General features: G+C 64.1%; 21 protein-coding genes and 1 pseudogene. 9 read left to right on the top strand and 13 right to left on the bottom strand.

Annotation, left to right across the window (positions count from 1 at the left end; genetic code table 11):
• Positions 1–214 precede the first annotated feature (214 nt).
• Positions 215–1,159 (bottom strand): penicillin-insensitive murein endopeptidase, encoded by a 945-nt coding sequence (gene mepA, locus IVB42_RS03760; protein ID WP_026233938.1) that lies wholly within the window; start codon positions 1,157–1,159, stop codon positions 215–217.
• A 459-nt stretch (positions 1,160–1,618) separates the two neighbouring features.
• Here mepA and IVB42_RS03765 point away from each other — a divergent pair, with 459 nt between their 5' ends.
• Positions 1,619–3,790: an EAL domain-containing protein gene (locus tag IVB42_RS03765; RefSeq protein WP_247469764.1), complete on the top strand. Its 2,172-nt coding sequence runs from the start codon at positions 1,619–1,621 to the stop codon at positions 3,788–3,790.
• Positions 3,791–3,843: 53 nt separating this feature from the next.
• Here IVB42_RS03765 and IVB42_RS03770 read toward each other — a convergent pair whose 3' ends face one another.
• Together IVB42_RS03770 and IVB42_RS03775 are read right to left on the bottom strand one after the other, a co-directional pair.
• On the bottom strand, positions 3,844–4,584 hold the full coding sequence (locus tag IVB42_RS03770; RefSeq protein WP_247393463.1) for a hypothetical protein: 741 nt from the start codon (positions 4,582–4,584) through the stop codon (positions 3,844–3,846).
• A 206-nt stretch (positions 4,585–4,790) separates the two neighbouring features.
• Positions 4,791–5,944, bottom strand: a pseudogene (locus IVB42_RS03775) (acyl-CoA dehydrogenase family protein).
• Between the two features lie 277 nt (positions 5,945–6,221).
• Between IVB42_RS03775 and IVB42_RS03780 the strand changes: the two are divergent.
• Entirely contained in the window at positions 6,222–7,601 is a 1,380-nt protein-coding gene (locus IVB42_RS03780; protein ID WP_051113073.1) for a TAXI family TRAP transporter solute-binding subunit, read from the top strand.
• A 154-nt stretch (positions 7,602–7,755) separates the two neighbouring features.
• Here IVB42_RS03780 and IVB42_RS03785 read toward each other — a convergent pair whose 3' ends face one another.
• The 3 genes from IVB42_RS03785 to IVB42_RS03790 all read right to left on the bottom strand — a co-directional run bounded on the left by IVB42_RS03785 (position 7,756) and on the right by IVB42_RS03790 (position 9,932).
• Positions 7,756–8,865, bottom strand: coding sequence for an amidase family protein (locus IVB42_RS03785; protein WP_253075159.1), 1,110 nt, complete (start codon positions 8,863–8,865; stop codon positions 7,756–7,758).
• A complete protein-coding gene (locus IVB42_RS41865; protein WP_253075158.1) occupies positions 8,865–9,362 on the bottom strand; it encodes an amidase family protein in 498 nt (165 codons plus the stop codon). The genes IVB42_RS03785 and IVB42_RS41865 overlap by 1 nt, the downstream gene beginning before the upstream one ends.
• A 108-nt stretch (positions 9,363–9,470) precedes the next feature.
• The gene (locus IVB42_RS03790; protein ID WP_018460065.1) at positions 9,471–9,932 is read right to left on the bottom strand and encodes a GNAT family N-acetyltransferase; all 462 of its coding nucleotides are present in this window, start codon (positions 9,930–9,932) and stop codon (positions 9,471–9,473) included.
• Positions 9,933–10,433: 501 nt separating this feature from the next.
• Here IVB42_RS03790 and IVB42_RS03795 point away from each other — a divergent pair.
• Together IVB42_RS03795 and IVB42_RS03800 are read left to right on the top strand one after the other, a co-directional pair.
• The gene (locus tag IVB42_RS03795; RefSeq protein WP_007604975.1) at positions 10,434–10,607 is read left to right on the top strand and encodes a hypothetical protein; all 174 of its coding nucleotides are present in this window, start codon (positions 10,434–10,436) and stop codon (positions 10,605–10,607) included.
• 14 nt (positions 10,608–10,621) lie between these two features.
• A complete protein-coding gene (locus IVB42_RS03800; protein WP_085352004.1) occupies positions 10,622–10,831 on the top strand; it encodes a hypothetical protein in 210 nt (69 codons plus the stop codon).
• Positions 10,832–10,851: 20 nt separating this feature from the next.
• Here IVB42_RS03800 and IVB42_RS03805 read toward each other — a convergent pair whose 3' ends face one another.
• The gene (locus IVB42_RS03805; protein WP_018460063.1) at positions 10,852–11,190 is read right to left on the bottom strand and encodes a response regulator; all 339 of its coding nucleotides are present in this window, start codon (positions 11,188–11,190) and stop codon (positions 10,852–10,854) included.
• Between the two features lie 166 nt (positions 11,191–11,356).
• Between IVB42_RS03805 and IVB42_RS03810 the strand changes: the two genes are divergently transcribed.
• Positions 11,357–12,130, top strand: a complete 774-nt coding sequence (locus tag IVB42_RS03810) for an SDR family NAD(P)-dependent oxidoreductase (RefSeq protein WP_018460062.1) — start codon at positions 11,357–11,359, stop codon at positions 12,128–12,130.
• A gap of 268 nt (positions 12,131–12,398) precedes the next feature.
• Here the strand turns inward: IVB42_RS03810 and lepA are convergent, their stop codons facing one another.
• Entirely contained in the window at positions 12,399–14,210 is a 1,812-nt protein-coding gene (lepA, locus tag IVB42_RS03815) for a translation elongation factor 4 (protein WP_018460061.1), read from the bottom strand.
• Positions 14,211–14,336: 126 nt separating this feature from the next.
• On the opposite strand from lepA, the gene IVB42_RS03820 reads away from it, so the two are divergent.
• Positions 14,337–15,962: a glycosyltransferase family 39 protein gene (locus IVB42_RS03820; protein WP_026233935.1), complete on the top strand. Its 1,626-nt coding sequence runs from the start codon at positions 14,337–14,339 to the stop codon at positions 15,960–15,962.
• A gap of 15 nt (positions 15,963–15,977) precedes the next feature.
• On the opposite strand, the gene IVB42_RS03825 is transcribed toward IVB42_RS03820, so the two are convergent.
• The 5 genes from IVB42_RS03825 to IVB42_RS03845 form a co-directional block, all read right to left on the bottom strand.
• Positions 15,978–16,295, bottom strand: coding sequence for an HPr family phosphocarrier protein (locus IVB42_RS03825; RefSeq protein WP_018460059.1), 318 nt, complete (start codon positions 16,293–16,295; stop codon positions 15,978–15,980).
• Complete coding sequence (locus IVB42_RS03830; protein WP_007597752.1) at positions 16,292–16,693, bottom strand: PTS sugar transporter subunit IIA; 402 nt, start codon at positions 16,691–16,693, stop codon at positions 16,292–16,294. Before IVB42_RS03830 ends, IVB42_RS03825 begins: the two co-directional genes overlap by 4 nt.
• Positions 16,694–16,826: 133 nt before the next feature.
• A complete protein-coding gene (locus IVB42_RS03835; RefSeq protein WP_018460057.1) occupies positions 16,827–17,351 on the bottom strand; it encodes an HPr kinase/phosphatase C-terminal domain-containing protein in 525 nt (174 codons plus the stop codon).
• Complete coding sequence (locus tag IVB42_RS03840; protein ID WP_018460056.1) at positions 17,348–19,153, bottom strand: sensor histidine kinase; 1,806 nt, start codon at positions 19,151–19,153, stop codon at positions 17,348–17,350. Before IVB42_RS03840 ends, IVB42_RS03835 begins: the two co-directional genes overlap by 4 nt.
• Positions 19,154–19,269: 116 nt before the next feature.
• Positions 19,270–19,971, bottom strand: a complete 702-nt coding sequence (locus IVB42_RS03845; protein WP_007597749.1) for a response regulator transcription factor — start codon at positions 19,969–19,971, stop codon at positions 19,270–19,272.
• 242 nt (positions 19,972–20,213) lie between these two features.
• Between IVB42_RS03845 and IVB42_RS03850 the strand changes: the two genes are divergently transcribed.
• From IVB42_RS03850 to IVB42_RS03860, 3 genes are all read left to right on the top strand, one after another.
• Entirely contained in the window at positions 20,214–20,963 is a 750-nt protein-coding gene (locus IVB42_RS03850; protein WP_026233934.1) for a DUF2470 domain-containing protein, read from the top strand.
• A 63-nt stretch (positions 20,964–21,026) separates the two neighbouring features.
• Positions 21,027–23,621, top strand: coding sequence for a CHAT domain-containing tetratricopeptide repeat protein (locus IVB42_RS03855; protein ID WP_026233933.1), 2,595 nt, complete (start codon positions 21,027–21,029; stop codon positions 23,619–23,621).
• 299 nt (positions 23,622–23,920) lie between these two features.
• Positions 23,921–25,537, top strand: a complete 1,617-nt coding sequence (locus IVB42_RS03860; RefSeq protein ID WP_018460052.1) for a phosphoenolpyruvate carboxykinase — start codon at positions 23,921–23,923, stop codon at positions 25,535–25,537.
• The last annotated feature ends 111 nt before the right edge of the window (positions 25,538–25,648 follow it).

Consider the following 25,648-nt stretch of genomic DNA (forward strand, 5'->3'; position numbering starts at 1 on the left):
GCTCCATGCGCGCGCTCAGGGCACGCAAGGCGGCGCGCGCAAGACGGCGTGGGTTGAATGAGGCTTGCGACCGGCGGAAGCGCTGTTCCGGCAGGCCCGACGGACTTACGGTCCGGCAAGCGATCGCTGGGTCATCATAACAGGGTGGCGGAACAGGTCAAAGGCGACGGTTCGCATAGCGCCAACCAGGAATTCGTCATCCTGGCGGAGAGTTTTACGGCTTCGCATTGCCCGCGTGCAGCACGGCCTTGCACGCCGCCGGCATCTGCGCCAGCGTCATCGGCGGTTTCGGCTTCGGGGGCTCCGGCGGGGGTTTGGGGTGCAGCACGCCGTCGCTGAACCAATAGGCGAGATCGGAGGGCTTGCAGCCTTCGTCCTCGGATTGCGACGGCTGGCCCTCGCAGTCGCTCGCGCCCGCCGGGCAGTGCATGCGGATGTGGAAGTGATAGTCGTGGCCCCACCACGGCCGGATCTTCGACAGCCAGGAACGGTCGCCCTTGGCCTCGCGGCACAGCGCCTTCTTGATCGCGGCATTGACGAAGATGCGCTGCACCGCCGGCTCCTGCGCCGCGTCGCGCAGCACCAGCACATGGCCCGGCGTGAACACCTTCGGATCGATGTCGAGCCGGTCCGGGCGCACCATCATCACCGCCGACATGTCCTCGCGCTCCTCGCGCGATAAGCGATGGTCAGGCATCGGCGTCAGCCAGATGTCGGCATCGAGGCCGATCTGGTGGCTGGCATGGCCGGACAGCGCCGGCCCGCCGCGCGGCTGGGCGATGTCGCCGACCAGGATGCCCGGCCATCCCGCGTCCTTGTGCGCTCTTGCCGCAAGCCGCTTGATCAGCGCGATCATCGCGGGGTGACCATAGCTGCGGTTGCGCGACAGCCGCATCACCTGCCAATTGTCGCCGTTGAGCGGCATCTGCTCGGCGCCGCCGATGCAGCCCTTCACATAGGAGCCGATGACGTGCGCCGGTCCCTTCGACGGCAGCAGCTTTCGCGCGAACAGCTCCTTGGCGCCGATAGTGGGATCGTTTGGATTGGCGAGCGGCGGCAGCGGCTTTGGGTTGACGCTGCCCTTGTCCTGGGCCAGCGCGTCGCCGGCGGCCAGGAGCGTCATGACGAGCAGGAGAGGGGCGAGGCGGCGGGGACTCATGTTGACATTCTTATAACCCAACACAGCGTCAGGGTTAAGGAACAGTCCTTCCGCTGAAATATCGTCTCGAAGTCGTAGTTCCCGGTGCGTCGGCCGGCCGGTTTTTAACAATGCGATAACCCTCTCATGCATTGACCAAAATTCGTGCGTGGGACGCGTACTCACCCCCTTCTGCATGCAAGCGCGCGGGATCCCGGAAATGATTCAAGGCAGCGCGCAATTTTGCGCCATCTCGTTCTCCGATGACGACAATGCGATGCGCTTGGAGCGCCCATCGGCACGGCCGCGCCTTGCAAACGGGCAATGAGGGCTGTTTTGTCGAGACTGCCAGACCGTGCGTCCCATCGCCATGCCACCCAGGATTACCTTTTTTTCAGACACTTGCCCCAAGAGTTGCGGGGCTGGGTGCGACTGGGACGAGTGAAGTTGAGTTTGGGGTTTCGAAAGCCGAAAAAGCGAATGGGCAGCGTGCTCGGCGGCCTGCACCCGCGCAAGCCGCGCTTTGCGCGCCCCCCTCATCTTCCGTCCGAACGCGACGAAGTTCTGCGCAGCCGTGCCGAGGCTGAGCCCGCGATCGCGGAAGCGCGCAAATCCCATGAGCGCCTGCGCCAGGCCATCGAGATCCTGCCGCAAGGCATCGTGTTTCTCGACGCCGAGGGCCGCTACGTCCTCTGGAACAAGCAATACGCGGAGATCTACAGCAAGACCGCCGATCTGTTCGAGGAAGGCGCGCGCCTCGAGGACACGCTGCGCATCGGCGTCGCCCGCGGCGACTATCCCGAGGCTGCCGGCCATGAGGAAGAATGGATCGCCGAGCGGCTGCAAAGGCTCTATCAGCCCGGCGCGCGCCACGAACAGAAGCTGGCGGACGGCCGCGTCATCCTGATCGACGAGCGGCTGACCGACGACGGCGGCGTCGTCGGCCTGCGCGTCGACATCACCGAGCTGAAGCAGCGCGAGGCCTCGTTTCGCCTGCTGTTCGACGGCAATCCCGTCCCAATGATCGTCTGCGCGCTGGACGATGAGCGCATCCTCGGCGTCAACGATGCCGCGGTCGCCCATTACGGTTACAGCCGCGCCGAGTTCGAGCGGCTGACGATCCGTTCCCTTCAGGCTTTCGACAGTGAGCCGCCCTGGACCGCCGATGCGGCCGGCGAGGAGCAGGCCGGACGCACCTGGAAGCACGTCAGGGCCGACGGCGCCCTGATCGACCTTGCGATCTATTCGCGCGAACTGATCTATGCCGAGCGGCCCGCGGTGCTGCTCGCGCTGATGGACATCACGGAGCGCAAGCGCGCCGAGGCGCGGCTCGCCTTCATGGCCCAGCATGACGGGCTGACCGGTCTGCCAAACCGCAATCTGCTGCGCCAGCAGGTCGACGAGATGCTGCTGCATACGAGGCGCAGCACCGACAAGGTCGCCCTGCTGATGCTGGGGCTCGACAATTTCAAGGCGGTCAACGACACGCTGGGACACGCGGTCGGCGACAAGCTGCTGCGTGGCGTCGCCAAGCGGCTGCGTTCGACCTTGCGCGAGAACGACGCGCTGGCGCGGCTGAACTCGGACGAGTTCGCCATCGTGCAGAGCGGCCTGACGCGTCCCGAGGATGCGGTGCTGCTGGCCAAGCGCCTGCTCGAAGCCATCGCCGATCCCTATCTGCTCGACGGCCATTCCGTGGTGGTCGGTGCCTCCATCGGCATCGCGATGGCGCCGGGCGACGGCGACGATTCCGAAAAGCTGCTCAAGAGCGCCGACATGGCGCTGTCGCGCGCCAAGCTGGATGCGCGCGGATCGTTCGCGTTCTTCGAGGCGGCGCTCGATGCGAAAGCGCAGACCCGCCGCAAGATCGAGGTCGAGCTGCGCGACGCCATTCAGAACGACGTGCTGCGGCCGTACTATCAGCCGCTGATCGACCTCCAGAGCGGCCGCATCACCGGCTTCGAGGCGCTGGTGCGCTGGCCGCATGCCGAGCGCGGCATGGTCTCGCCGGCCGAGTTCATTCCGGTCGCGGAAGAAACCGGGCTGATCAATCCGCTCGGCGGCCTGATGCTGCGCCGGGCCTGTCACGATGCCGCGACCTGGCCGGACGACGTCCGCGTCGCCGTCAACCTGTCGCCGCTCCAGTTCCGCAGCGGCAATCTGCTTTCGGTGGTGACGGATGCGCTGAAGCATTCCGGCCTGCCGCCGCGGCGGCTCGAACTCGAGATCACGGAGACGCTGCTGCTGGAGAAAAGCGCCCAGGTGCTGGCGACGCTGCACGCGCTGCGCGCGCTCGGCGTGCGCATCTCAATGGACGATTTCGGCACCGGCTATTCCAGCCTGAGCTATCTGCGCAGCTTCCCGTTCGACAAGATCAAGATCGACCAGTCCTTCGTGCGCGATCTCGGCGCCAATCGCGAGGCACAGGCGATCATTCGCTCGATCGTCAGCCTCGGCAAAGGCCTCGGCGTCACCATCACCGCCGAAGGCGTCGAGACCGAAGCCGAGCTGAGCTGCCTCCGCACTGAGGGCTGCGACGAAGGCCAGGGCTTTCTGTTCAGCAAGGCCCGGCCGAATGCGCAGATCATCAGCCTGCTCGCCGCGCAGCGCGGCATCGACGGCGTAGGCGAGGACGCCGCGCTGGTGGCCTAGGGTTAAGGTGCTGACCTGTTGTCTTGCGTCTCGAGATGCACAAACCCGGAAATTCAGTGGCCGACAAGTGTTACGGCCTCGGCAGGAGCGGTTTCATGGGACCGCACGAATACAAAACGGGATGCCGCGGGGATCTGTGCGTCGGCGCTGCCATCCTGGCCGATGAGGATAAGTCCCGCGCCGCCATTGGCTACATTCAAGATGACGGGGGCGCCCTGCCAGGTCCTGATTGGCTCCATTCCGATGATGAGAAACTCACCGATCGGCTGGTCGAAATATTGAAGCCTCAGTTGTGGTCCGACTTCTGCAGCCGCCAGGCCGAAACCCAATTGTTTGGCGCGCGCGTAGATGTCTGCCAGCAACGCAGTGTCGGTCCGAAAGCCCAGTTCGGCTGCCGACACCGTGAAAAGCTCTACGCTCGTTGTCGTGGCGCTCACGGTAAACGTCGGCCGCGCGAGAATTTCGCCGGCCGAGTTTCCGATGCCACAACCTGCCGCATCCAAAGCGTTACTGAGGGCGAAGAAGTTTGCAAACGTCCCGATCCTGATCGTCTTCCACGCAGGGACATCGACGGCGGATTTGATTGGGATTTGCGGCCCAGACGGCGCTTGCTTGAGCTTCAGGTGATTCCGCAGGACGTCTCGCGCCGAGCATTGAGCCGCGGCCTCGCTCGCAAACAGGAAAGTGCATGCGATGCAGAGGATGGCGATAATGAGAATGCCACCATGGTGCCATCCCGGCGAACGCCCCTGAATGGCATGGCAACTGACTTTCCTGCCAGCTGTTCGGCCCATAACGGACCTCTCTTGCGCAAATCCAGCGCGCTAAGAAGAATTCGGAATCATCACTTCCATGTGGTCGGCGCGGTTACAGCGGAAAAGCTGTCGTTCCTATAGCTATGGAAATTAGTCGGAGAAAATTCACGAAGGTTCAGCGACGAAGACGCCGGAGGGCAACTCAATATAGGTCAGCGTGCGTGCACTTTCGTAACTGCTCGACGTCAGCGGTCCCCTGAAAGGATCATCTTACCGACATCCTCGTAATGCGTGTCGCGCGCCTGGATCTGCTGAGCGATGGCGTGCATGTCGCGAAAGCGGCGCTCGAACGGATTGCTGCGGAATACGGCGGTCGCGCCGGCCATGTGATAGGCGGTGTCGACCACTTTGGCCGATTGGTGGATGGTCCAGGTCGCGGCGAGGCGAACCGAGCCCCGATGTGCCGCGCTGAATTCGCCGGTCGTACAGAGATCGCGCCACATCGCACTTGCCGTCGCATAGAGATAGGCGCGCGCGGCCCGCAGGTCGCCCTCGGTGCGGCCGATCAGGCCCTGGACCGCCTGGTTGTCGCGCATGGCGCTTGCCGCCAGCGACTGATGCTTGCCGCGCGCCAGCGCGATCGCGGCATCCAGCGTGGCGCGCGCCACGCCGAGCGACACCGCGGCAAAGCCGAGGCTGAACGTCGAGCCGGTGCCGATCCTGTAAAGAGGACCCTGCTCGCGTAGCGCGGACGGCACGTCACGAAACGCGGTGAAGCGCTCGGGGATGAACAGGTCGGCGACCTCGTAGGAATCGGTGCCGGTGCCGGCGAGCCCGATCGCCTGCCAGACGTCGTGCAGCACGCCGCTCGCGACCGGAAACAGGATGGTGCGCACCTCCGCCGAGCCGTCGGCATTTTTCCGCGGCGCGCCGTCGGCTCCGACGATGCGGACATGCGCGCCGAGCCAGCTCGCCTGCCGCGAGCCGGAGGCAAAATCCCAGCGCGCCGTGACGCGATAGCCGCCTTCGACCGCCCGCGCCTCATGCGCGATCGCGCCCCAGGCGAGGATGCCCGGCGCCGTGTTGAAGATCTCCTGCGCGGTGTCGTGGTCGAGCGAGGCCGCGATCATGGCGCAGACCGTGCATTGGCCGAGGCACCAGGCGGTGGAGGCATCCGCTTTCGCGATCTCCTCCAGCATCTGCATGAAGGCTTCCGGCGGCGCTTCGGCGCCACCAAGGTTCTGCGGCAGCAGCGCGCGATAGAGCCCGTTCTCGATCAGCGCGCCGACGACGGGATCGGTCAGTCGCCGCGTCCGCTCGATCTCGTCGGCTTCGCGCGCGATCAGCGGCGCAATAGCCCGTGCCGCTCGACGAGGCCAAATCCGGAAGTTGCGTTCATGCGCGTTTCCTCGCCCATTCTACCGTGAGCGGTCAATCGCACGATGGTGATCTATTTGGCGAGGGGGATCAAGTTGGTGTGGCGTCAATCCGGCCATCGCCACGTGAAGTGCGGAATCAGAGATGATCGCGCAAGCTCGAAAGGCTCACGCCGGGCCAAGAAACTATTGGGGCTGCTCCGACATTATCGTTTTCCAGAAGAGCATGATACTGTTCCGAAACAGGCAGCGATTTTGGCCTCCAACCGGCAGCGGCAAATGTCCTCGTCTGATGCTCCGATGAAACGCAGTGACGCAGCCCGCAGAGGGCGGAGACAGACGAAGACCCTATTGCTGATTTTAGCCATCGGATTTCTCGTTTTCGGTGCCGCTGCGGGCACGTTGTATTACGCGCTGCGGCCGATAACGCTTCGGATTGCCGTCGGACCGCCGGGAAGCAACGATCACAAGGTGATCGAGGCGATGACCGAGGCCTTTGCCAACGAAAGCAGGACGGTGAGGTTGTCTCCGATCGCGACCGCCGGAGCGGCCGAAGCTCTCGCTCTGCTCGGTGCCGGCAAGGCCGACCTTGCGGTCGGTCGGGGCGATCTGGAAATGCCGGCCGACGCGCAAACAGTCGTCATCTTGCGCAAGAACTTCGTCGTGCTGTGGTCTTCTTCGGGACCGGCGGGCAAGGGCTCCAAGCGAAAGCCGGCGCCCAAAATCAAGGAGGTCGCCGATCTCGCAGGGCGCAGGGTGGGGGTGATCGGCGCGACCCCGGCGAACGCCGCGTTGCTGAGAGTCATCCTGAGCGCCGCCGGTGTGGAGCCGGACAAGGTCACGGTCACTCAATTCGGCACTGGCCAGCTCGAGGAGCTGGCGCGTGACCCGAGCCTCGACGCCTTCATGGCTGTCGGTCCGCTCGACAGCAAGATAACTGCCGACGCCGTCGCCGCGACCGCCCGGGCGCGTGGCGAGCCGAAATTTCTCGCGATCGACGCATCGGAAGCCATCGCCCTGAAGCATCCGCGTTATGAATCGGAGGAAATTCCGCCAAGCATTTTCAATGCGAATCCAGCCTGGCCCGATGACAAGGTGGAGACCGTCAGTGTCAGCCATTTGATCGTCGCCCGGAAAGCCTTGTCCGAAACGACAGTGTCAGCGTTTTACCGCCAGCAATTTGCCCTCCGGCAGGCGATTGCCAGGCAGGTGCCTGGCGCTGCGCAAATCACCAAGCCGGACACCGAGAAGGAAGCCGAGCTGCCGGTTCATCGGGGAGCGGCGGCCGTGATCGACGGGACCGAGCGCACCTTCCTCGACAGATATGGCGACTACTTCTGGTTTGCGCTCCTGCTTCTCTCCGGCATTGGCTCGGCCGGCGCCTGGCTGCGTCAATATCTGAATCGGGATGAACGCGACGAGAACACTGGCCATCGCAACAGAATTCTGGCGCTGGTTTCCAAGGTGCGCACCGCGGAATTCGACCACGAGCTATTGGCCATGCAGCAGGAGGTCGACGCCATCATCGTCGAAACACTTGGCTGCTACGATGACGGCGCCATCGAGGAAGAGGAGCTGGCAGCCTTCGGCCTGGTGCTCGAACTGTTCGATCATGCGCTCAGCGAGAGGCGCGCAGCGTTGCAAACCCCTCCTTCGAACGTGCTCGCCGCGCGGCGGTAGCGATACCGGCTTTGGTATCCGGAAGTTGCGTTCATGCGCGTTTCCTCGCCCATTCTTGGTGTGAGCGGTAAGGAGGCAATCGTGGTCTATCCGGCGGGGAGGATCAAGCTGGTCCTAGCGTCGGTCTCGCCAGCTCGCGCTGACACGGGCGACATCACAGCTCGGGCAGACCCGACGGCGGCCTGCGTGCGTTGGCTGCTTGCTCGAAGGCATACGCCAGACGCAGCAGCTTGTGCTCGCTCCAGGCGCGCCCTGCGAAAGTGACGCCGAGCGGATAGTCGGGCGTGTCTTTGCCGTCGTCTGTCCCCGAGACGAATCCGCCGGGCACCATGACGCTGGGATAACCTGCCTTGGCGGCGATTGCGGCGCCATAGGCGCCGGGGAATAGCACCGCGTCGAGCTCGTGCTGGTTCATATAGGCGTCCATGCCGCGCGTCCTGGCGGAGAGCAGGTCCATGGCACGTGCGGACTTGTACTCGGGCTCGCTCAGATCGCCCCTGGTCAAGTCAGCGGCGAGGAAGTGGTCCTGTCCGAAACGCAGCGCATTGTCGGCGTTTGCTGCGTTGAAGGCCACGATGTCGGCCATGGTCTTGATGTCAGTGTTGGTCGCCCAATCCCTCAGGTAGAGATTGAGATCGTGCTTCAGCTCGTACAGAAAGACGACCGGCGGCCTTGCGACCGTGCCTTTGTGGGCGCTGAGCGGATTGCGGTTGAGCACAGCCATGGTCGTGCCCGGCCCACCGATCCAGCCAAGTGTGGGCATGCTGGCGCGCACGATGACGGCGCCGAGATCCTCCAGCACCTTGATCACCTCAGCCATCAGCTTGGCCGACTTCGCCGGCAGCTTGCCGTAATAGCAATCGTTCAGCGGGTCAGCGGGGTCGCTCGGCACGCCGATGCGCGCGCCCTTCATCGCGTCGGCGACGAGGCCGGCGGTGTAGTCGGCCGGCCGCCGCTGCTCTTGCGTCGCTGGGTCGAGCGGGTCCTTGGCAGCCAGCACATTCAGCAACATCGCGGCATCGCGCACCGTGCGCGTCATCGGACCGGCGGTGTCCCGGCTGTGCGCAAGCGGCAGGATGCCGGCGCGGCTGATCAGCCCGACGCTCGGTTTCACGGTGACGAGGCCGTTCAGGCTGGCGGGGTGCAGCAGCGAGCCCGAGGTTTCGGTACCGATCGAGGCCGCGCACAGTCCGGCCGCCACCGCGACCGCCGAACCCGAGCTTGAGCCCCCTGGGGTCAGAACCGGGATGCCGTGCTCGTCCATCAGCCCTGGTGCGTAGGGGTTCTTACCTGCCCGCCCAGCGATGAATAGCCCGAGGGCATGTCGATCGCGAGCATGTTGGCGAACTCCGTCAGGTTCGCCTTGCCCAGGATCACCGCGCCGGCGCTCCGCAGCAGCTTGACGATGGTGGCATCATCCCTGGCGCGCGCGCCCTCCAGCGCCAGCGAGCCCGCCGTGGTCGGCTGTTCGTCTCCGGTCGCGATATTGTCCTTGAGTAGGATAGGGACGCCCGCCAGCGGCCGCTGGGCCGACGGCCTCGTGCCGGCGAGCGCATCGGGATTGAGTGCACGGACCGAGTTGAGCTTAGGCCCGTCGCGGTCATAGGCCGCGATGCGCGCGAGATAGAATTCCGCCAGCGCTCTCGCGGTGATCCGTCTGCCGGCCAAGGCATCGATGACGTCGCTCATGGGCGCGTGCGCGAGCATCTGCATGGTCGACGCCGGCGGCTCAGTCAGGCCAGCTCTAGGAAGCTCGGACATTTGCCTTTCCTTGCTCCATTCCATCGCGAGTGCGAGAGGCACTATCGTGGCGGATTTGGCGGGGAGGATCAATGAGGGGCGATGGGTTTCGCAAGCGCCAAGCCCATCTTACGAACTGCCATCGAGCAATCGCTCCATGACGATCGTGCGTTCGTCACCATGATAGCTGTCGCGCGCCGCCCTGAATCCAAGGCCGGCGTAGAAGGTTTCAGCGGTGATTGAGGAAGAAAGGGTCAGCGAAGGGATGTTGCGCTCGCGTGCGGTACGCTCGATCTCGGCCATCAGCAGCTTGCCGATGCCGCGGGCCTGAACGTGTGGAGCGACGAAGACAGTGCGGACGACGGACCCGTCGAGGCTCGCGGTCCCGACGATGCGGCTGCGGATGGTAGCGACAAAAACGGTGCGTTGCCCAATGAGCTGCCGCACAGCGTCCGGACTGAAGCCGCGCACGATCCTTTCGATGACCTCGTTCGGATAATCCTTCGCGTTGGTTTCCCGCAGTGCACGCACGATGACCGCGCTGATATGAGCGGCGTCATCTTCAAGTGCAGGACGGATTGTGCATTCCATGGGCCACTCCAGTTCGCGGCGTGAAAAGCACAAAGACCGCTCGCTATTGCAGTCCCAGACCGCTGCAGTACCACGCCATGTCTTCGTGTCTCCAGCCGCGCTTGACGCCTGATTCCTTGCATTCATTGTAGGTCTTGAAGTTAGCTCCGTTTCGGCAGCCTGACGGATAGCTCCCAAAGCCGCCACCCGAGGTGGAACATGCGACCGAACTGGCCGCCGTGGTCGGGGCGACAGTGGCTTTGGGTGCTGCGTTCGCTGATGTGATCGACAAAATCAGCAAGCCCCCTAACGCAAGAACCGACGCTTTCATTGCATTCTCCTGATGGAACGATGCGTATACTATCTCAGGATGCATTATAGCTGGAGGCGCAACCTGAATGAAAGAGACCCGCGCTGCGGGCGCCCTCTGGTTTTCCATTCAACACCAAACCGGACAGCGTTGGTTCCTCTGAAGGAACGGTCAGGAGCTCAAGGCGTTTGAGGTAGCGAAAGGACACTTGCATGACCGAGAAATTCGATCCGGCACCGCCGGACAAGAACGCGGAAGATCTCAAGCGTGGCATCCGACGCGACAAGGCCAGGGACGACGAGCTGGACAAGGGCTTGAAGGACAGTTTCCCGGCGTCGGACCCGGTGAGCAGCACCCAGGCGTCCAAGGCAACACCGGACGCATGAAGGAGGGATAGACTATGGGCCTCGCAGCCTATGATATTGTTGGCAGGGACGGTGCCTGGCACGTCGACCACGATGGCGAAATCCGGAACACTTACCAGACCAAGGAAGCCGCTTTCGAGGCGGCTGTGGCCGCGGCATCGCTCGCCATGCGGCAGGGTCATTCCGTCCGGCTAACGGTGCCGGAGAGCGAGAACACCGTCGGCGCAGAAAATTCGGGCGGATGACCTTCGAGAGCATCCTGGTTCTACACGGCCGCCAGCAAATGGGCGGGCGCAAACGGCTTGCGCAAAAAGGTCGTGTTGGGCGGCAGCGGCGCCATCACCGTCCCGGACATCAGCACGATGTTGAGCCCCGGATGAGCACTGCGAGCGTATTCTGCGAGCTCAAGCCCGGTCATTCTCCCTGCGAGGTTGTGATCGGTGATGAGCGCCCGCAGCTCCGTGCCCGTCGAGGCCACGATAAGCTCCGCGGCTTCCGCAGTGGCGCACTCGACGACTTCGAACCCTTCGTCCTTGAGAAGGTCGGACAGAACTTCGCGCTGGAGTGAGTCGTCCTCGACCAGCAGCATGACGAAATTCGACATGCGGTCATTCCCAACTTATCGGATGTTAATGCGCATCCCGGAAGATTGTTCGGTTGTGATGTCTTCGTTCGGCGCTCCTTGCGCCACGGCATGATCAGTCGAACATGTTGCATTCTCCTTGAGGTTTCGACGCAGGCGCCGAAGCGGGGGTCGAACAGGAGCGGCAATGGCAATCGTCTTCATCACCGGCAGCACGGACGGTCTGGGCCGCGCAGCTGCCCAGTCTCTGCTCGAACAGGGCCACCAGGTCGTCCTGCACGCACGATCAGCGGAACGTGCGACCGCAATCTCCGAGCTTGAATCGCATTCCGCACGGGTCGTGATCGGCGATCTCAAGAGCGCCGCCCAGACGAGACACGTGGCAGATCAGGTCAACGCAATCGGACGAATGGACGCGGTCATCCACAACGCCGGGGTCTATACCGAGCGCAGCCGCGGCCCGACGCCCGAAGGCCACGCCACCACCCTGGCAATCAACACGCTCGCGCCCTATTTGCTCACCGCCCTGATGAAGCGCCCCGATCGGCTGGTGTATCTCAGCAGCGGACTACATCGCGGCGGAGAGGGATCGTTGAGCGATCTCGACTGGACGAGGCGAACCTGGGATCCGGCCAAGGCGTACGCGGAGAGCAAACTGCACATGGTCGCACTGGCCTTTGCCTTGGCGCGGCGTTGGCCGCAGGTGCTGAGCAACGCCGTCGATCCCGGCTGGGCGCGCACCAAAATGGGCGGTGCCGGAGCGCCGGTCGGCGTGGCCACCGGACAACGGACGCAGACCTGGCTCGCTGTGAGCGATGATCCCGCCGCCCTGGTCAGCGGTCGTTACTGGCATGACCTCCGGCAACAAGAGCCGGCGCACGAAGCAGTTGATCCCGATTTTCAGGAGCGGCTTCTGGACAGGCTGGGCGAGTTGACGGGAGTGATGCTTCCACCGGCGTAGAAGCAATTCGCCTGAAGCCCACATCTTCCCAAAGCGTCGGGAGGCCGATGCTGCCTCTCATGCGCACGGCATTGCCACGTGCTGCATGATGCCATCATGCCCCTGTTTTGCCCGACGAGTCAAACGAAATTCTGAAAATCAAAAGTTCAATCCGAACAAGCCCCTCGCTACTGTGCATGGGGTTGTTTTCGCGTTTTTTTGTTTTCGGTCCCGAAAAGCGCGGACCGGACCTGTCTCGCCGCGCTCGCGGCGGCCTAAAGCCGTCGCCTCAGCTGTCCACCTTCAACGCGGCGATGAAGGCTTCCTGCGGGATGTCGACCTTGCCGAACTGCCGCATCTTCTTCTTGCCTTCCTTCTGCTTCTCCAGAAGTTTGCGCTTACGCGTGATGTCGCCGCCGTAGCACTTTGCGGTGACGTCCTTGCGCAGCGCGCGCACCGTCTCTCGCGCGATCACCTTGCCGCCGATCGCCGCCTGGATCGGGATCTGGAACATGTGCGGCGGGATCAAATCCTTCATCTTCTCAACCATGGCGCGGCCGCGCCCCTCGGCGCGGGTGCGATGCACCAGCATCGAGAGTGCGTCGACCGGCTCGTTGTTGACCAGGATCTGCATCTTGACCAGATCGGCCGGCTTGTAGTCGGTGAGATGATAGTCGAACGAGGCGTAGCCCTTGGAGACCGACTTCAGGCGGTCGTAGAAGTCGAACACGACCTCGTTGAGCGGCAGATCGTATTTCACCATGGCGCGGGAGCCGACATAGGTCAGCTCCTTCTGCGAGCCGCGGCGGTCCTGGCACAGCTTCAGCACGCTGCCGAGATATTCGTCGGGGGTGAGGATCGTGGCCTCGATCCAGGGCTCCTGGATCTCCGCGATCTTGACCACATCAGGCATGTCGACGGGATTGTGAATCGAGATTTCCTGTCCGTCGGTCAGGCTCATCTTGTAGATCACGCTCGGCGCGGTCGCGATCAGGTTGAGATCGAATTCGCGCGACAGACGCTCCTGGATGATCTCCAGGTGCAACAGCCCGAGGAAGCCGCAGCGGAAGCCGAAGCCGAGTGCGGCCGAGGTCTCCATCTCGTAGGAGAAGCTGGCATCGTTGAGGCGCAGCTTGCCCATCGCCGCGCGCAAGGTCTCGAAGTCGTCGGCGTCGGCGGGGAACAGGCCGCAGAACACCACGGGAATGGCCGGCTTGAAGCCCGCCAGCATCTCGGTGACCGGCTTCTTGTCGTCGGTGATGGTATCGCCGACACGGGTGTCGGCCACTTCCTTGATCGCGGCGGTGATGAAGCCGATCTCGCCGGGGCCGAGCTCGTCGACCTGCGTCATCTTCGGGGTAAAGAAGCCGACGCGCTCGATGTCATAGGCCGCGCCCGTGCCCATCATGCGGACCCGGCTGCCCTTCTTCATGACGCCGTCGACGACGCGGATCAGCACCACCACGCCGAGATAGACGTCGTACCAGCTGTCGACGAGCAACGCCTTCAGCGTCGCTTCGCGATCACCCTTCGGCGGCGGCAGGCGGGTGACGATCGCTTCCAGCACATCGGGCACGCCGAGGCCGGTCTTGGCCGAGATCATCACGGACTCGGAGGCGTCGATGCCGATGACGTCCTCGATCTGCTGCTTGACCTTCTCCGGCTCTGCGGCGGGAAGGTCGACCTTGTTCAGGACCGGAACGATCTCATGCCCCGCATCGAGCGCGTGGTAGACGTTGGCGAGCGTCTGTGCCTCCACGCCCTGGCTGGCGTCGACCACCAGCAGGGAACCCTCGCAGGCCGCCAGCGACCGCGACACTTCGTAGGCGAAGTCGACATGGCCGGGCGTGTCCATCAGGTTGAAGATGTAATCCTTGCCGTCCTTGGCGCGGTAGGCGAGGCGCACTGTCTGCGCCTTGATGGTGATGCCGCGCTCGCGCTCGATATCCATGGAATCGAGCACCTGCTCCTTGCCCGCCATTTCCCGGTCGGTGAGGCCGCCGGTCATCTGGATCAGGCGGTCGGCCAGCGTCGATTTGCCATGGTCGATATGGGCGACGATGGAGAAATTGCGGATGTTGGAAATGGGGACGGTCGTCATGGGCGCGGGATACCACTCACACCCCCGTGCGGCAACCATATTGCTGTAATTTCAGGGCCTTTGTTCACGCCAAGCTGATTCCACGAAGGCCCGAAACGCGCTACGCAACGCCTGATGTCCAGGCCCATGACGACGACCTCGATCCCGTCTGCCCGAGCGCGCGCGAAGACCCGGGTGAGCTATGCCCGCTTTCGCGCCTGGCTGGTTGCCAGCGCGACCCGCCCCGAGGCGCGCCTCTGGCTGGTGATCCAGCTCGCCATCCTGCATGCGGTGCTCTGGACCTTCATCCTGATCAATCTCAAGGCAGCGCAGGACGTTCACATGGACGTCGCGGAAGCCTGGGGCTGGGGGCAGAAATTCCTCTGGGGCTATGGCAAGCACCCGCCGCTGTCGGGCTGGGTCGCCGGCCTCTGGTTCACAGTGTTCCCGCCGACGGACTGGGCGACCTATGCGCTGGCGATGGCGACCGTCGGCACCGGTATGGTGATCTGCTGGCTCATCGCGCTGCGCGTCGTGGATGCGCGGCGCGCGTTCCTGGTCGTGGTGATGGTCGCGCTCTACCCGATCTTCAATTTCAAGGGTTTCAAGTACAATCCCGACCTGCTCCAGCTCGTCACCTTGCCGCTCCTCGTGCTCGCTTATCTCAATGCGTTCGAGAAGCGGAGCTGGCAGTCCGGAGTGTTGCTCGGCCTTGCCGGCGCGCTGGCGCTGATGACCAAATACTGGGTGCTGACCATGATCGGCGCCATCGGGCTTGCCGCGCTGATCCATCCGGAGCGAATGAGATTCCTGTCGTCGCCGGCACCGTGGGTTGCGATCGCGACGATGGTGGTGGCGATGATCCCGCACATCGTGTGGCTGGCGGACGCGCATTTCGTGCCGCTGACCTATGCCGGCGATACCTACAGCCTCGAGGACAGCGGCCAGGTGCATCAGCTCGTGACCGGCTATGCCCTGCATAATGTCGCGCTGCTGGCATTGCCGGTGGCGCTGGCCGCGCTGGCGATGGCGCTGGTGCCACCTTGGTTCAGGCTGCTCCTGCGTGCGCCCTTGCGCATCGTCACGCGGGACTGGGCGCGCGGCGCGAATTCCAGCGTGAACCTTTCGCAGGCGCGCAACGTCTGGCTCATCCAGATCATCGTCGCGGTCGGCCCCGCGCTCGGCGCGCTGGCCTTCAGCATCTACATGAAGACCGATTGGGGCATCTCGCTGTTCTTCCTGGTGCCCTTGGCGCTGGTCGCGATCCCGGCGTTGCGGGTGCAGAGCGCTGCGCTGTTCAACATTGTCGCGATCTGGCTCGTGCTCAGCGTTGCCACGCTCATTGCCTCGCCCTGGATCGCCGCCCGCGAGATGGCGGCCAATGCCGGCAATACGGCGACTTACGGCGCGCGCTCGGATCTCGCGCGCGAGCTGACGCAGGCCTGGCACGCGCGCTTCGCCTCGCACTGGGCGGTCGTCGCCGGCACCATGGAATCGATCCAGCCGATGGTGTTCTACAGCCCGGATCATCCGGCCGCGTTCACGCCGCTCGAGGCCTGGGGGTCCGGATTGATTTCGCCCGATGACGTCAAGCGATACGGCTTCATCGGCGTGTTCGACCCGGCCGATGGTCGCCTGCCGGCGTTCGAAAAATGGGTGTCCGAAGTTGCGCCGAAGGCCGAGCGCATCGTAATGACGACGCGCCGTTTCACTCACGGCAAAGCCGGTCCGTCGATGAGCTGGAACATCTACATCGCGCCGCCGGGGAATTGATCGAAGCGAATCCGCCTAAATCCCTTCCTCGTTGAATTTGCTTTCAACGAGTTCGGTGATCGCCGCGAGCGCGGCCTCGGCATCATCGCCGGACGCGGCGACCGTGATGGTGGTGCCGGGACCGGCGGCGAGCATCATCAGGCCCATGATCGAGGTGCCGCCGACGGTTTCGCCGCCGCGCGTCACCCAGACCTGCGCGCTGAAACGCTCGACGGCCTGAACGAACTTGGCGGAGGCCCGCGCGTGCAGGCCGCGCTTGTTGATGATCAGGAGGTCCTTGGAGATCGCGCCCGCGGGCACGCCCGTCCCGGCTTGCGGCGCCTCGTCGCTCATTTGCCGGCGAGGACGCGGCTGGCGATGGTGACGTATTTGCGGCCGGCTTCCTGGGCCATCGCGATCGCGTCGGGGAGCGGACGCTCCTCGCGCACCTTGGCGAGCTTCACCAGCATGGGAAGGTTGATGCCCGCGAGCACTTCGACCTTCGGCCGGCTCATGCAGGATATTGCCAAATTGGACGGCGTGCCGCCGAACATGTCGGTGAGGATCGCGACGCCGTCGCCGGAATCGACGCGGTTAACCGCCTCGATAATGTCGCTTCGACAGAGATCGGAATCATCTTCGGCGCCGATCGTGATCGCTTCGATTTGCTTTTGTGGGCCCATGACATGTTCAAGCGCTGCCTTGAATTCGTCGGCAAGGCGCCCGTGGGTCACAAGTACTAGACCAATCATCGGAAAACTCCTCGCGGGCGCTTTTGGTGCACCGCACGAACGCGCCACTTTGACCATCCAGAGCCCCCGCGCAAGAGGGGATGTTGCGTATCTCCCTGAATCTAGACGGATGGATAAGGGGAGCTGCGCCGGTCTATTCGGTCGCGAGTGTGGGGTTCATATGGTTACCATTTCCCTTCAAACAATCGCCTGAAGGGTTAACGGGAGATGAACTCTTGGTAGTGGTCAAGGCCGCGACAACCAGAGGAAGGGGCAAATAGTCGCGGCCGACTGGGATTCGTGGTATTTCGACACCTAAAATGGCTGTTTTCAGGGATTGGGCCGGCGGCAGCCGCTCCGCATCCGCGGCGTCCAGATCGACCACGAGGCCGACGGTCGCATGCTCCACAAAGTCGCAGCGGCGGATTCCCAGCCCCCGGATCTCGATCAGGCCGGCCAGAACCGGGGCGGGGCGGACCTCAATTTCGCGGCCGACTGTCGCCAGATGGACACGGTCATCACCGACCAGAACGGCCGTTTCGAGCACGCCGCTGCGTCCTGCCATGATCAAATCGAAGGCAAGGCGCGACTTGCCGGAGCCCGAGGGCCCGCGGATCAGCACCGCCAGATCTCCAACCTTGACCGCCGAGGCGTGAACGCTGGGGCCACCGTCGCTCATAGCGCCGGCAGCCTCACCACGAAACGCGCGCCGACAACACTGGGCGCGCCGTCCTCGTCCGCCGGGCCGAGGCGGTTCTCCGCCCAGATGCGTCCGCCATGTGCGTCGACGATCTGCTTGGAGATCGACAGGCCAAGGCCGGAGTTCTGGCCAAAGCCCTGATGAGGGCGGTCGGTGTAGAAGCGCTCGAAGATGCGCTCCAGCGCGTCGTCGCGGATTCCGGGGCCGTCGTCGTCGACCACGATCTCGATCTCTCCGCGTACGCGGCGGCAGGTGAGGCGCACCTTGTTGCCGGGCTCGGAGAAGGACTGTGCGTTCGAGAGCAGGTTGGAGACCACTTGTCCGAGTCGCGAATCGTGGCCGGTCACGGCGAAATTGTCGGTCGGGCTGCGGCCCTCGAAACGCATTTCGACCGCGACGTCATGGCCGAGCTTGGTTTCATTGGCGACGGAGACGAGCGTCGTCAGCAGGCGGCGCAGGTCGACCGGAATCGCATCCTGGCGCTGCAGTTCTGCATCGAGACGGCTGGCGTCGGAGATGTCCGAGATCAGCCGGTCGAGCCGCTTGACGTCATGCTCGATCACCTCGAGCAGGCGCGCGCGGCTGTTCTCGTTGCGCGCCAGCGGCAACGTCTCGACCGCGGAGCGCAACGAGGTCAACGGGTTCTTCAATTCGTGCGCGACGTCGGCGGCGAACATCTCGATCGCTTCGATGCGGCTGTAGAGTGCACTGGTCATGTCGCGCAGCGCACCGGAGAGATGGCCGATCTCGTCGCGACGACGGGTGAAGTCGGGAATTTCGACGCGGGTCCTGATCCGGCGGCGGATCAGCTCGGCGCTATCGGCGAGCCGGCGGACCGGACCTGCGATCGTGCTGGCGAGCAGCAGCGACAGCATGATCATGACCGCGGCGGCGACGCCGCCCACTTTGAGGATGGCGAGGCGCTCGGCGGTGACCATCTGGTCGATGTCGTCGCCCTGCGTCGACAGCATCAGCGCGCCATGGATGGCGCGCGAGCGCAGCACGGGGACCGCGACAGAGACGATCACCTCGCCGCGCGCATTGACCCGCACCATCGAGCGCTTCTGGCCCTGGAGCGCGTCGCCGACCTCCGCATAGCCATTGCCGTTCTCGGGGCCGAGCTCGCGATAGAGCGGCAGGTCGCCGCGATTGAGCCAAGTACGGACCGCGACCATGCCGCGTTCGACCATGCCAGGCTTCTCGGCGGACACTGACGGCAGGGGGAAGCGCACCACGGTATCGAGGCTGCGGCTATCGACCAGCAGGCTGCCGTTCGGGTCGTAGATGCGGGCGCGCGTCTTGGTCGGCGAGATCAGCGTGCGCAGCACCGGTGCCACGCGCTCCGGATTGATCGGAAAATCCAGCGGGGAATACTCGTCCGAGCCGCCATAGGTCTCGCCCGGCTTGAGGTCGAGCAACCGGTCGGGGTCGATGGTGATGGCGTTGGTCTGCACCGTCGCGGACGCCGCGATCGCGCCGGCGATGATCTCCGCCTGCACCAGCAGGCTCTGCGCGCGCGCGTCGATCAGGCCGGCGCGGAATTGCGACAGATAGAGGATGCTCGCCACCAGCGCGACCAGGCCGGCGAGGTTGAGCGAGACGATGCGGCGGGTCAGGCTCGAGAAGGACAGCGCGAAGAAGAACTGCCCGGCGCGCTTCAACCAGTTCAGTGGACGCCAGCCCCGCACGGCCAGCTTGTCCTCAGCCAATTGATCCGGAGCGCCGTGGGCGGTGACGTCCTCGGCGTTCTGGTTCTCGTCAGGCTGCGTTCGGTCAAGCAATGCTCACGCCCGCGTTAGGACAGCTCGTGCGAAGGTCCCCGCATCCTAGAGCCATCCCGGTCCCGATGGAATCAGAACCGGCGATGCTCTCGGTCTTTCGTGGAGGCGCGTGCGCCTCAGGCTTCCTTGAAGCGGTAGCCGACGCCGTAGAGCGTCTCGATCATCTCGAACTCGTTGTCGACCACCTTGAACTTCTTGCGCAGCCGCTTGATGTGGCTGTCGATGGTGCGGTCGTCGACATAGACCTGGTCGTCATAGGCGGCGTCCATCAGCGCGTTGCGGCTCTTCACCACGCCGGGCCGGGTCGCGAGCGCCTGCAGGATCAGGAATTCGGTGACGGTCAGCGTCACCGGCTCGTTTTTCCAGGTGCAGGTGTGCCGTTCAGGATCCATGCGCAGCAGGCCGCGGTCGAGCGCCTTGGCGTCGTTCTCCTTCGGCGTGACGGTCGGGTCCTTCGGCGCCGAACGGCGCAGCACCGCCTTGACGCGCTCGACCAGCAGGCGCTGCGAGAACGGTTTGCGGATGAAGTCGTCGGCGCCCATCTTGAGGCCGAACAGCTCGTCGATCTCTTCGTCCTTCGAGGTCAGGAAGATCACCGGCAGGTCGGATTTCTGCCGCAGCCGGCGCAACGTCTCCATGCCGTCCATGCGCGGCATCTTGATGTCGAGGATGGCAAGATCGGGCTGGGTGGTGCGGAAACCGTCGAGCGCTGAGGCGCCGTCGGTATAGGTCATGATGCGATAGCCTTCGGCCTCCAGCGCGATCGAGACGGATGTGAGAATGTTGCGGTCGTCGTCGACCAAAGCGATTGTGGGCATGAGCCTCTGCTTTCTGCTTTCCGTTTGGGTCGTGGCTTGAAAACGGCGAGCAATCCACTGATGCGCCGCATACATGGGTGCCGATGTTGGCATTCGAACCTTGTCACCGAGCAATGCAAGCTAGGCTGAAGTGTGACCAAGTTCCACGAAACACGGCAGATTCGCCGCATCTCGACCCATAACCGGGCCCCGGTTTACCCGAAAAAAGGCCCTCCATGCAACCACCTGACCCGAGAAAGCCGATGCAACCGACCCCCGACTTCGACCCCGGAAAGCTCGCCAAATCGCTGCTGCGGCGGTCACGGCAGGGGGCCTTGGCGACATTGATGGCCGGCAGCGGCGATCCTTATTGTTCCCTGGTCAATCTGGCGAGCCATCCGGATGGCTCTCCGATCCTGCTGATCTCAGGATTGGCCGTGCACACCAGGAACATCCTGGCCGACAGCCGGGTGTCCTTGATGCTGGACGAGCGGGCGGCGGGCGATCCGCTGGAAGGTGCCCGGATCATGCTGTCCGGCCATGCCGAGCCGGCCGATGCCGACAAGGATCTGCTCCGGCGACGGTATCTCAATGCTCATCCCTCAGCGGGAGCCTTTGTTTCCTTTAAAGATTTCTCTTTCTTTCGGATCCGGCCTACGGGAACCCATCTGGTCGCCGGCTTCGGCCGGATCGTCGACCTCAAGCCGGAGCAATTCCTGACCGACCTCACGGGGGCCGAGGACTTGCTGACGGCGGAGGAGGGCGCGGTGGAGCACATGAATGCCGACCACCGCGAGGCCATGGGCCTCTATGCAACAAAACTGCTCGGTGCTGCCGCGGGCGACTGGCGCTGCACCGGCTGCGACCCGGAGGGCCTCGACATGCAGGACGGCCAGACCGTCTTGCGGCTGGATTTTCCGGAGCGGGTGGCTGATGGCACGGCGCTGCGCAAGATGCTGGTTCGCCTCGCCGGCGAAGCGCGCACCAGGATGAACCAGAGCGCAACACATTGAACGCTGCTGCCCATCGCCGCGACCCAAGTTCGTTACCGGTCAGAAGGCGGCGGCGAGAGCGTCATGACAGAATGGAATAGACGGACGCTGGTTGCGGGTTTGACGCTCGCGATCACCGCATCGCTTGTCACGCCTAGCGTCGCCCAGAAAGGTCTCGCCGCGGAGAGCGCGCGGATCAACACCCTCATGAGCGCCGGCAGATATTCGGAAGCACTGCCTTTGGCGCAAGGTATGGTCGCGAACCTGGAGAAGAGCGACACAGGTCGCGAACTCGCCGCCGCGCTGAACAACCTCGGCCAGGTTCATGCCGGTCAGGGCCACGACGATCTGGCGGAGCCGCTCTACAAGCGCGCCATCATGCTGATGGAAAAGTCGCTCGGTCTCGAAACCCCGTTGATCGGAGCCGAACTGAGCAACCTCGCCGCGCTCTACCAGCGGCAGAGCCGCTACGCCGAGGCTGAGCCGCTGTTCAAGCGCGCGCTCGCCGTTCGCGAGAAGGGATTGTCGCGCGAGCATCCCGATGTCGGCCAGTCACTCAATAATCTCGCCACGCTCTATGTGAAGCAGCAGCACTATGCCGAAGCCGAGCCGCTGTTTCAGCGGGCGCTCGCGATCTACCAGAAGGCTGGCGGCTCCGAGCATCCGGCGGTGGCCACCGTCCTGAACAATCTCGGCCAGGTCTATCGCGATCTCAATCGCGATGCGGACGCGGAAGCGCCGATCAAGCGCTCGCTCGCGATCCGGGATAAGGTGCTGGGACCGGATCATCCCGACGTCGCCCGCTCGCTGAACAATCTCGCCGGCCTCTACGAGCACCAGCAGCGCTACGGTGACGCCGAGCCGCTCTATCGTCGCGCGCTGGTCATCCGCGAAAATGCACTCGGGCCCGATCATCCCGAGGTCATGACCTCGACCGGCAATCTGGCTTATTTCCTCTACGTGGCCGGGCGCGCCGCGGACGCATTGCCGTTCGCGGAAAGGACTCTTCGGGGCGATCGCGCCCAGTTGCGCATCGTCTTGCCGGTCCTGTTCGCCGCGCGCCAACAAGATCTGCTGTCCGGCGACAAGGCGCTCGACGAGGCCCTCGCCGCGATCCAGCGCGGCACGCAATCCTCCGCCGCATCCGCCGTGAACAAGCTCGCGGTTCGGCTTGCCGCCGGCAGCGACCGGCTCGCCGAGCTGGTGCGCCGGGATCAGGATCTCGCGGCTGAGTCAGAGGCACTCGACAAGGCGATCGTTGCCGCAGTGTCGAAGCAATCCGCGCAGCGCGATCTCGCAACCGAACAGCGCAGCCGCGCGCGGATTGCAATGATTGCCAACGAGCGTGCGGGCTTGCAGAAGACGCTCGCGGTCGAGTTTCCCGACTACGCGTCACTCTCCAATCCGCTGCCGTTGACGGCAAAGGACATCCGGCTGCTGCTGTCGGCCGACGAGGCGATGGTGCTCTATTCCGTCGTCGACAAGCAGAGCTGTGTCATCGCGATCACGCGCGAGGGCGTCGACTGGAAGGCCATCCCACTCGGCGCGGATGCGCTGACGCAGAAGGTGACGGCATTCCGCAAGGGACTCGACGTCGGCAAAGCGCGCGACGCCTCCGGCAAATCCGGATTGTTCGATCTGGCGCTCGCCAACGAGCTCCATGTCGCGCTGCTCGGTCCGGTCGAGGCGTTGACAAAGCACAAGCACAGCCTGCTGGTGGTGCCGTCGGCTGCGCTGACCGCATTGCCGTTTCATCTGCTCGTCACGGAGAAGCCGCAGGCTGCGATCCCGGACACGCTCGAAGGCTATCGCGGCGCCGCCTGGCTGCTGCGGCGCCAGGCCGTCTCGGTGCTGCCGTCGGTGGGCAGTCTGAAATCGCTGCGGGCCTTCGCGCGTCGGGATCAAAGCGTGAAGCCGATGACCGGCTTCGGCGATCCCGTGTTCAATCCTGCACTGGAAGGGCCCGCCGAGCGGCGCGCCGCGAACGGCAAGGTCGCCGCGCGCAGCATCGCGACCATCGCCTATAGTGATTTCTGGCGCGGTGCCGGCGTCGATCGCGCGCGGCTTGCGCAGGCGCTGCCGCAACTGCCCGACACCGCCGATGAGTTGAACGCGGTGGCCAGGGATGTCGGGGCTTCCGAGGCCGACATTCATCTCGGCCGCGACGCCAGCGAGACGACGCTCAAGCGTGCAGCGCTTGCTCAATACGGCATCATCTACTTTGCCACCCACGGCCTCGTTGCCGGCGACATCAAGGGACTGGGTGAGCCCTCGCTCGCGCTCTCCATTCCCGATCAGCCCACTGAACTCGACGACGGTCTACTCACCGCGAGTGAAGTCGCTCAGCTCAAGCTCAATGCGGATTGGGTTGTACTGTCGGCCTGCAACACCATCGCGGGCGACAAGCCCGGCGCCGAGGCCCTGTCGGGACTGGCGCGCTCGTTCTTCTACGCCGGTGCGCGCGCGCTCCTGGTCTCGCATTGGGCCGTGGATTCGGAAGCTGCCACCCGCCTGACCACGATGACTTTCGAGCTGCTCAAAAACGAACCACAAATCGGGCGTGCCGAAGCCTTGCGCCGCGCGATGTTAACCTACGTTGACGACACCTCGTCTCCGCGCAACGCCTATCCAGCGATGTGGGGGCCCTTCGCGCTCATCGGCGAAGGCGCGGTACGATAGGGCGGGCTGCGATTGTCCTTCAGCTGTCTTGGACATTGTGCGTTGCAATAACCTCAGGAAACGCCGAAACGCACATTTGGTTGCGCGATCATTGTCGATTTTTTGATGCGCCTGCTCAGAGCTGACATGCGCGACGTTTGGCGCGGTCCTTGAATAAACCAAATCCTAAGGGATCAGCTTGGCAACGCCAGCGTTCATCAGTATTAGGTCGTTCCAACCGAGGCCGAACGGCCTGTAATCACGGTGACCGCGGCGGCGCCAAGCATGATCGCGCTGAGTGGGTTCTAGGAGGATTTTTCGTGCAAGAGACGGGCGTGCGCAACGGTGCCTTCGGCGCCGACAAATTCGGCTTAAAGAATCTCAAGCAGGTTCACTGGAACCTCGGTGCGCCGCAACTCTATCAATACGCGCTCTCCGCGGGCGAGGCGGTGCTGTCGGCCGATGGCGCGCTCTGCGCCGACACCGGCGAGTTCACCGGCCGCAGCCCCAAGGACAAATTCACGGTGCGTGACGCCACCACCGACAAGAAGATGTGGTGGGCCGGCAACCAGTCGATCACCGCAGAGCAGTTCGAGACGCTCTACCAGGACTTCCTCAAGCACGCCGAAGGCAAGTCGCTGTTCGCACAGGACCTCTATGGCGGCGCCGATCCGGCTTATCGCATCAAGACCCGCGTCTTCACCGAGCTCGCCTGGCACTCGCTGTTCATCCGCACGCTGCTGATCCGTCCCGAGGCGATCGAGCTCTCGGCGTTCGTGCCCGAGCTCACCATCATCGACATGCCGAGCTTCCGCGCCGATCCGAAGCGCCATGGCTGCAAGTCGGAGAATGTCGTCGCGATCGATTTCGCCCGCAAGATCGTGCTGATCGGCGGGTCTTACTATGCCGGCGAGATGAAGAAGTCGGTCTTCACCACGCTGAACTACTATCTGCCCGAGCGCGGCGTGATGCCGATGCATTGCTCGGCCAATGTCGGCGCCAAGGGCGATGCGGCGATCTTCTTCGGCCTGTCCGGCACCGGCAAGACCACGCTGTCAGCCGATCCGAACCGCACGCTGATCGGCGATGACGAGCACGGCTGGGGCCCGAACGGCGTCTTCAACTTCGAAGGCGGCTGCTACGCCAAGTGCATCAAGCTGTCGCAGGAAGCCGAGCCCGAGATCTATGCCGCCTCGACCCGCTTCGGCGCGGTGCTCGAGAACTGCGTGTTGGACGAAGACACCCGCGTGGTCGATTTCGACGACGGCTCCAAGACCGAGAATACGCGCTCGGCCTATCCGCTCGAGTTCATCCCGAACGCCTCGCGCACCGGCCGCGCACCGCAGCCGAAGAACGTGGTGATGCTCGCCGCCGACGCCTTCGGCGTGCTGCCGCCGATCGCCAAGCTCTCGCCGGCGCAGGCGATGTATCACTTCCTGTCGGGCTACACCGCCAAGGTCGCTGGCACCGAGCGCGGTCTCGGCAATGAGCCGCAGCCGGAATTCTCGACCTGCTTCGGCTCGCCCTTCCTGCCGCTCGACCCCTCCGTCTACGGCAACATGCTGCGCGACCTGATCGCCCAGCACAATGTCGACTGCTGGCTGGTCAACACGGGATGGACCGGCGGCAAGTACGGTACCGGCTCGCGCATGCCGATCAAGGTGACGCGCGCGCTGCTGACCGCGGCCCTCGACGGCTCGCTTCGCAACGTCGAATTCCGCACCGATAAATATTTCGGCTTCGCGGTCCCGACCGCGCTGCCGGGCGTGCCGAGCGAGATCCTCAACCCGGTCAACACCTGGAAGGACAAGGACGAGTTCGACAAGACCGCCCGCGCGCTGGTCGGCATGTTCCAGAAGAACTTTGCCAAGTTCGAAGCCCAGGTCGACGCCGAGGTCCGCGCCGCTGCACCGGACGTGAAGCTCGCGGCGGAGTAAGCTTGCGTCGTTTGAAATTCGAAAGGGCGGCCGCGAGGCCGCCCTTTTGCTTTTCAAGATGTCTCTCCACCGTCATTGCGAGCGCAGCGAAGCAATCCAGAATCCCTCCGC

This window comes from Bradyrhizobium sp. 45 (assembly GCF_023073155.1).
Taxonomy (GTDB): domain Bacteria; phylum Pseudomonadota; class Alphaproteobacteria; order Rhizobiales; family Xanthobacteraceae; genus Bradyrhizobium; species Bradyrhizobium canariense_D.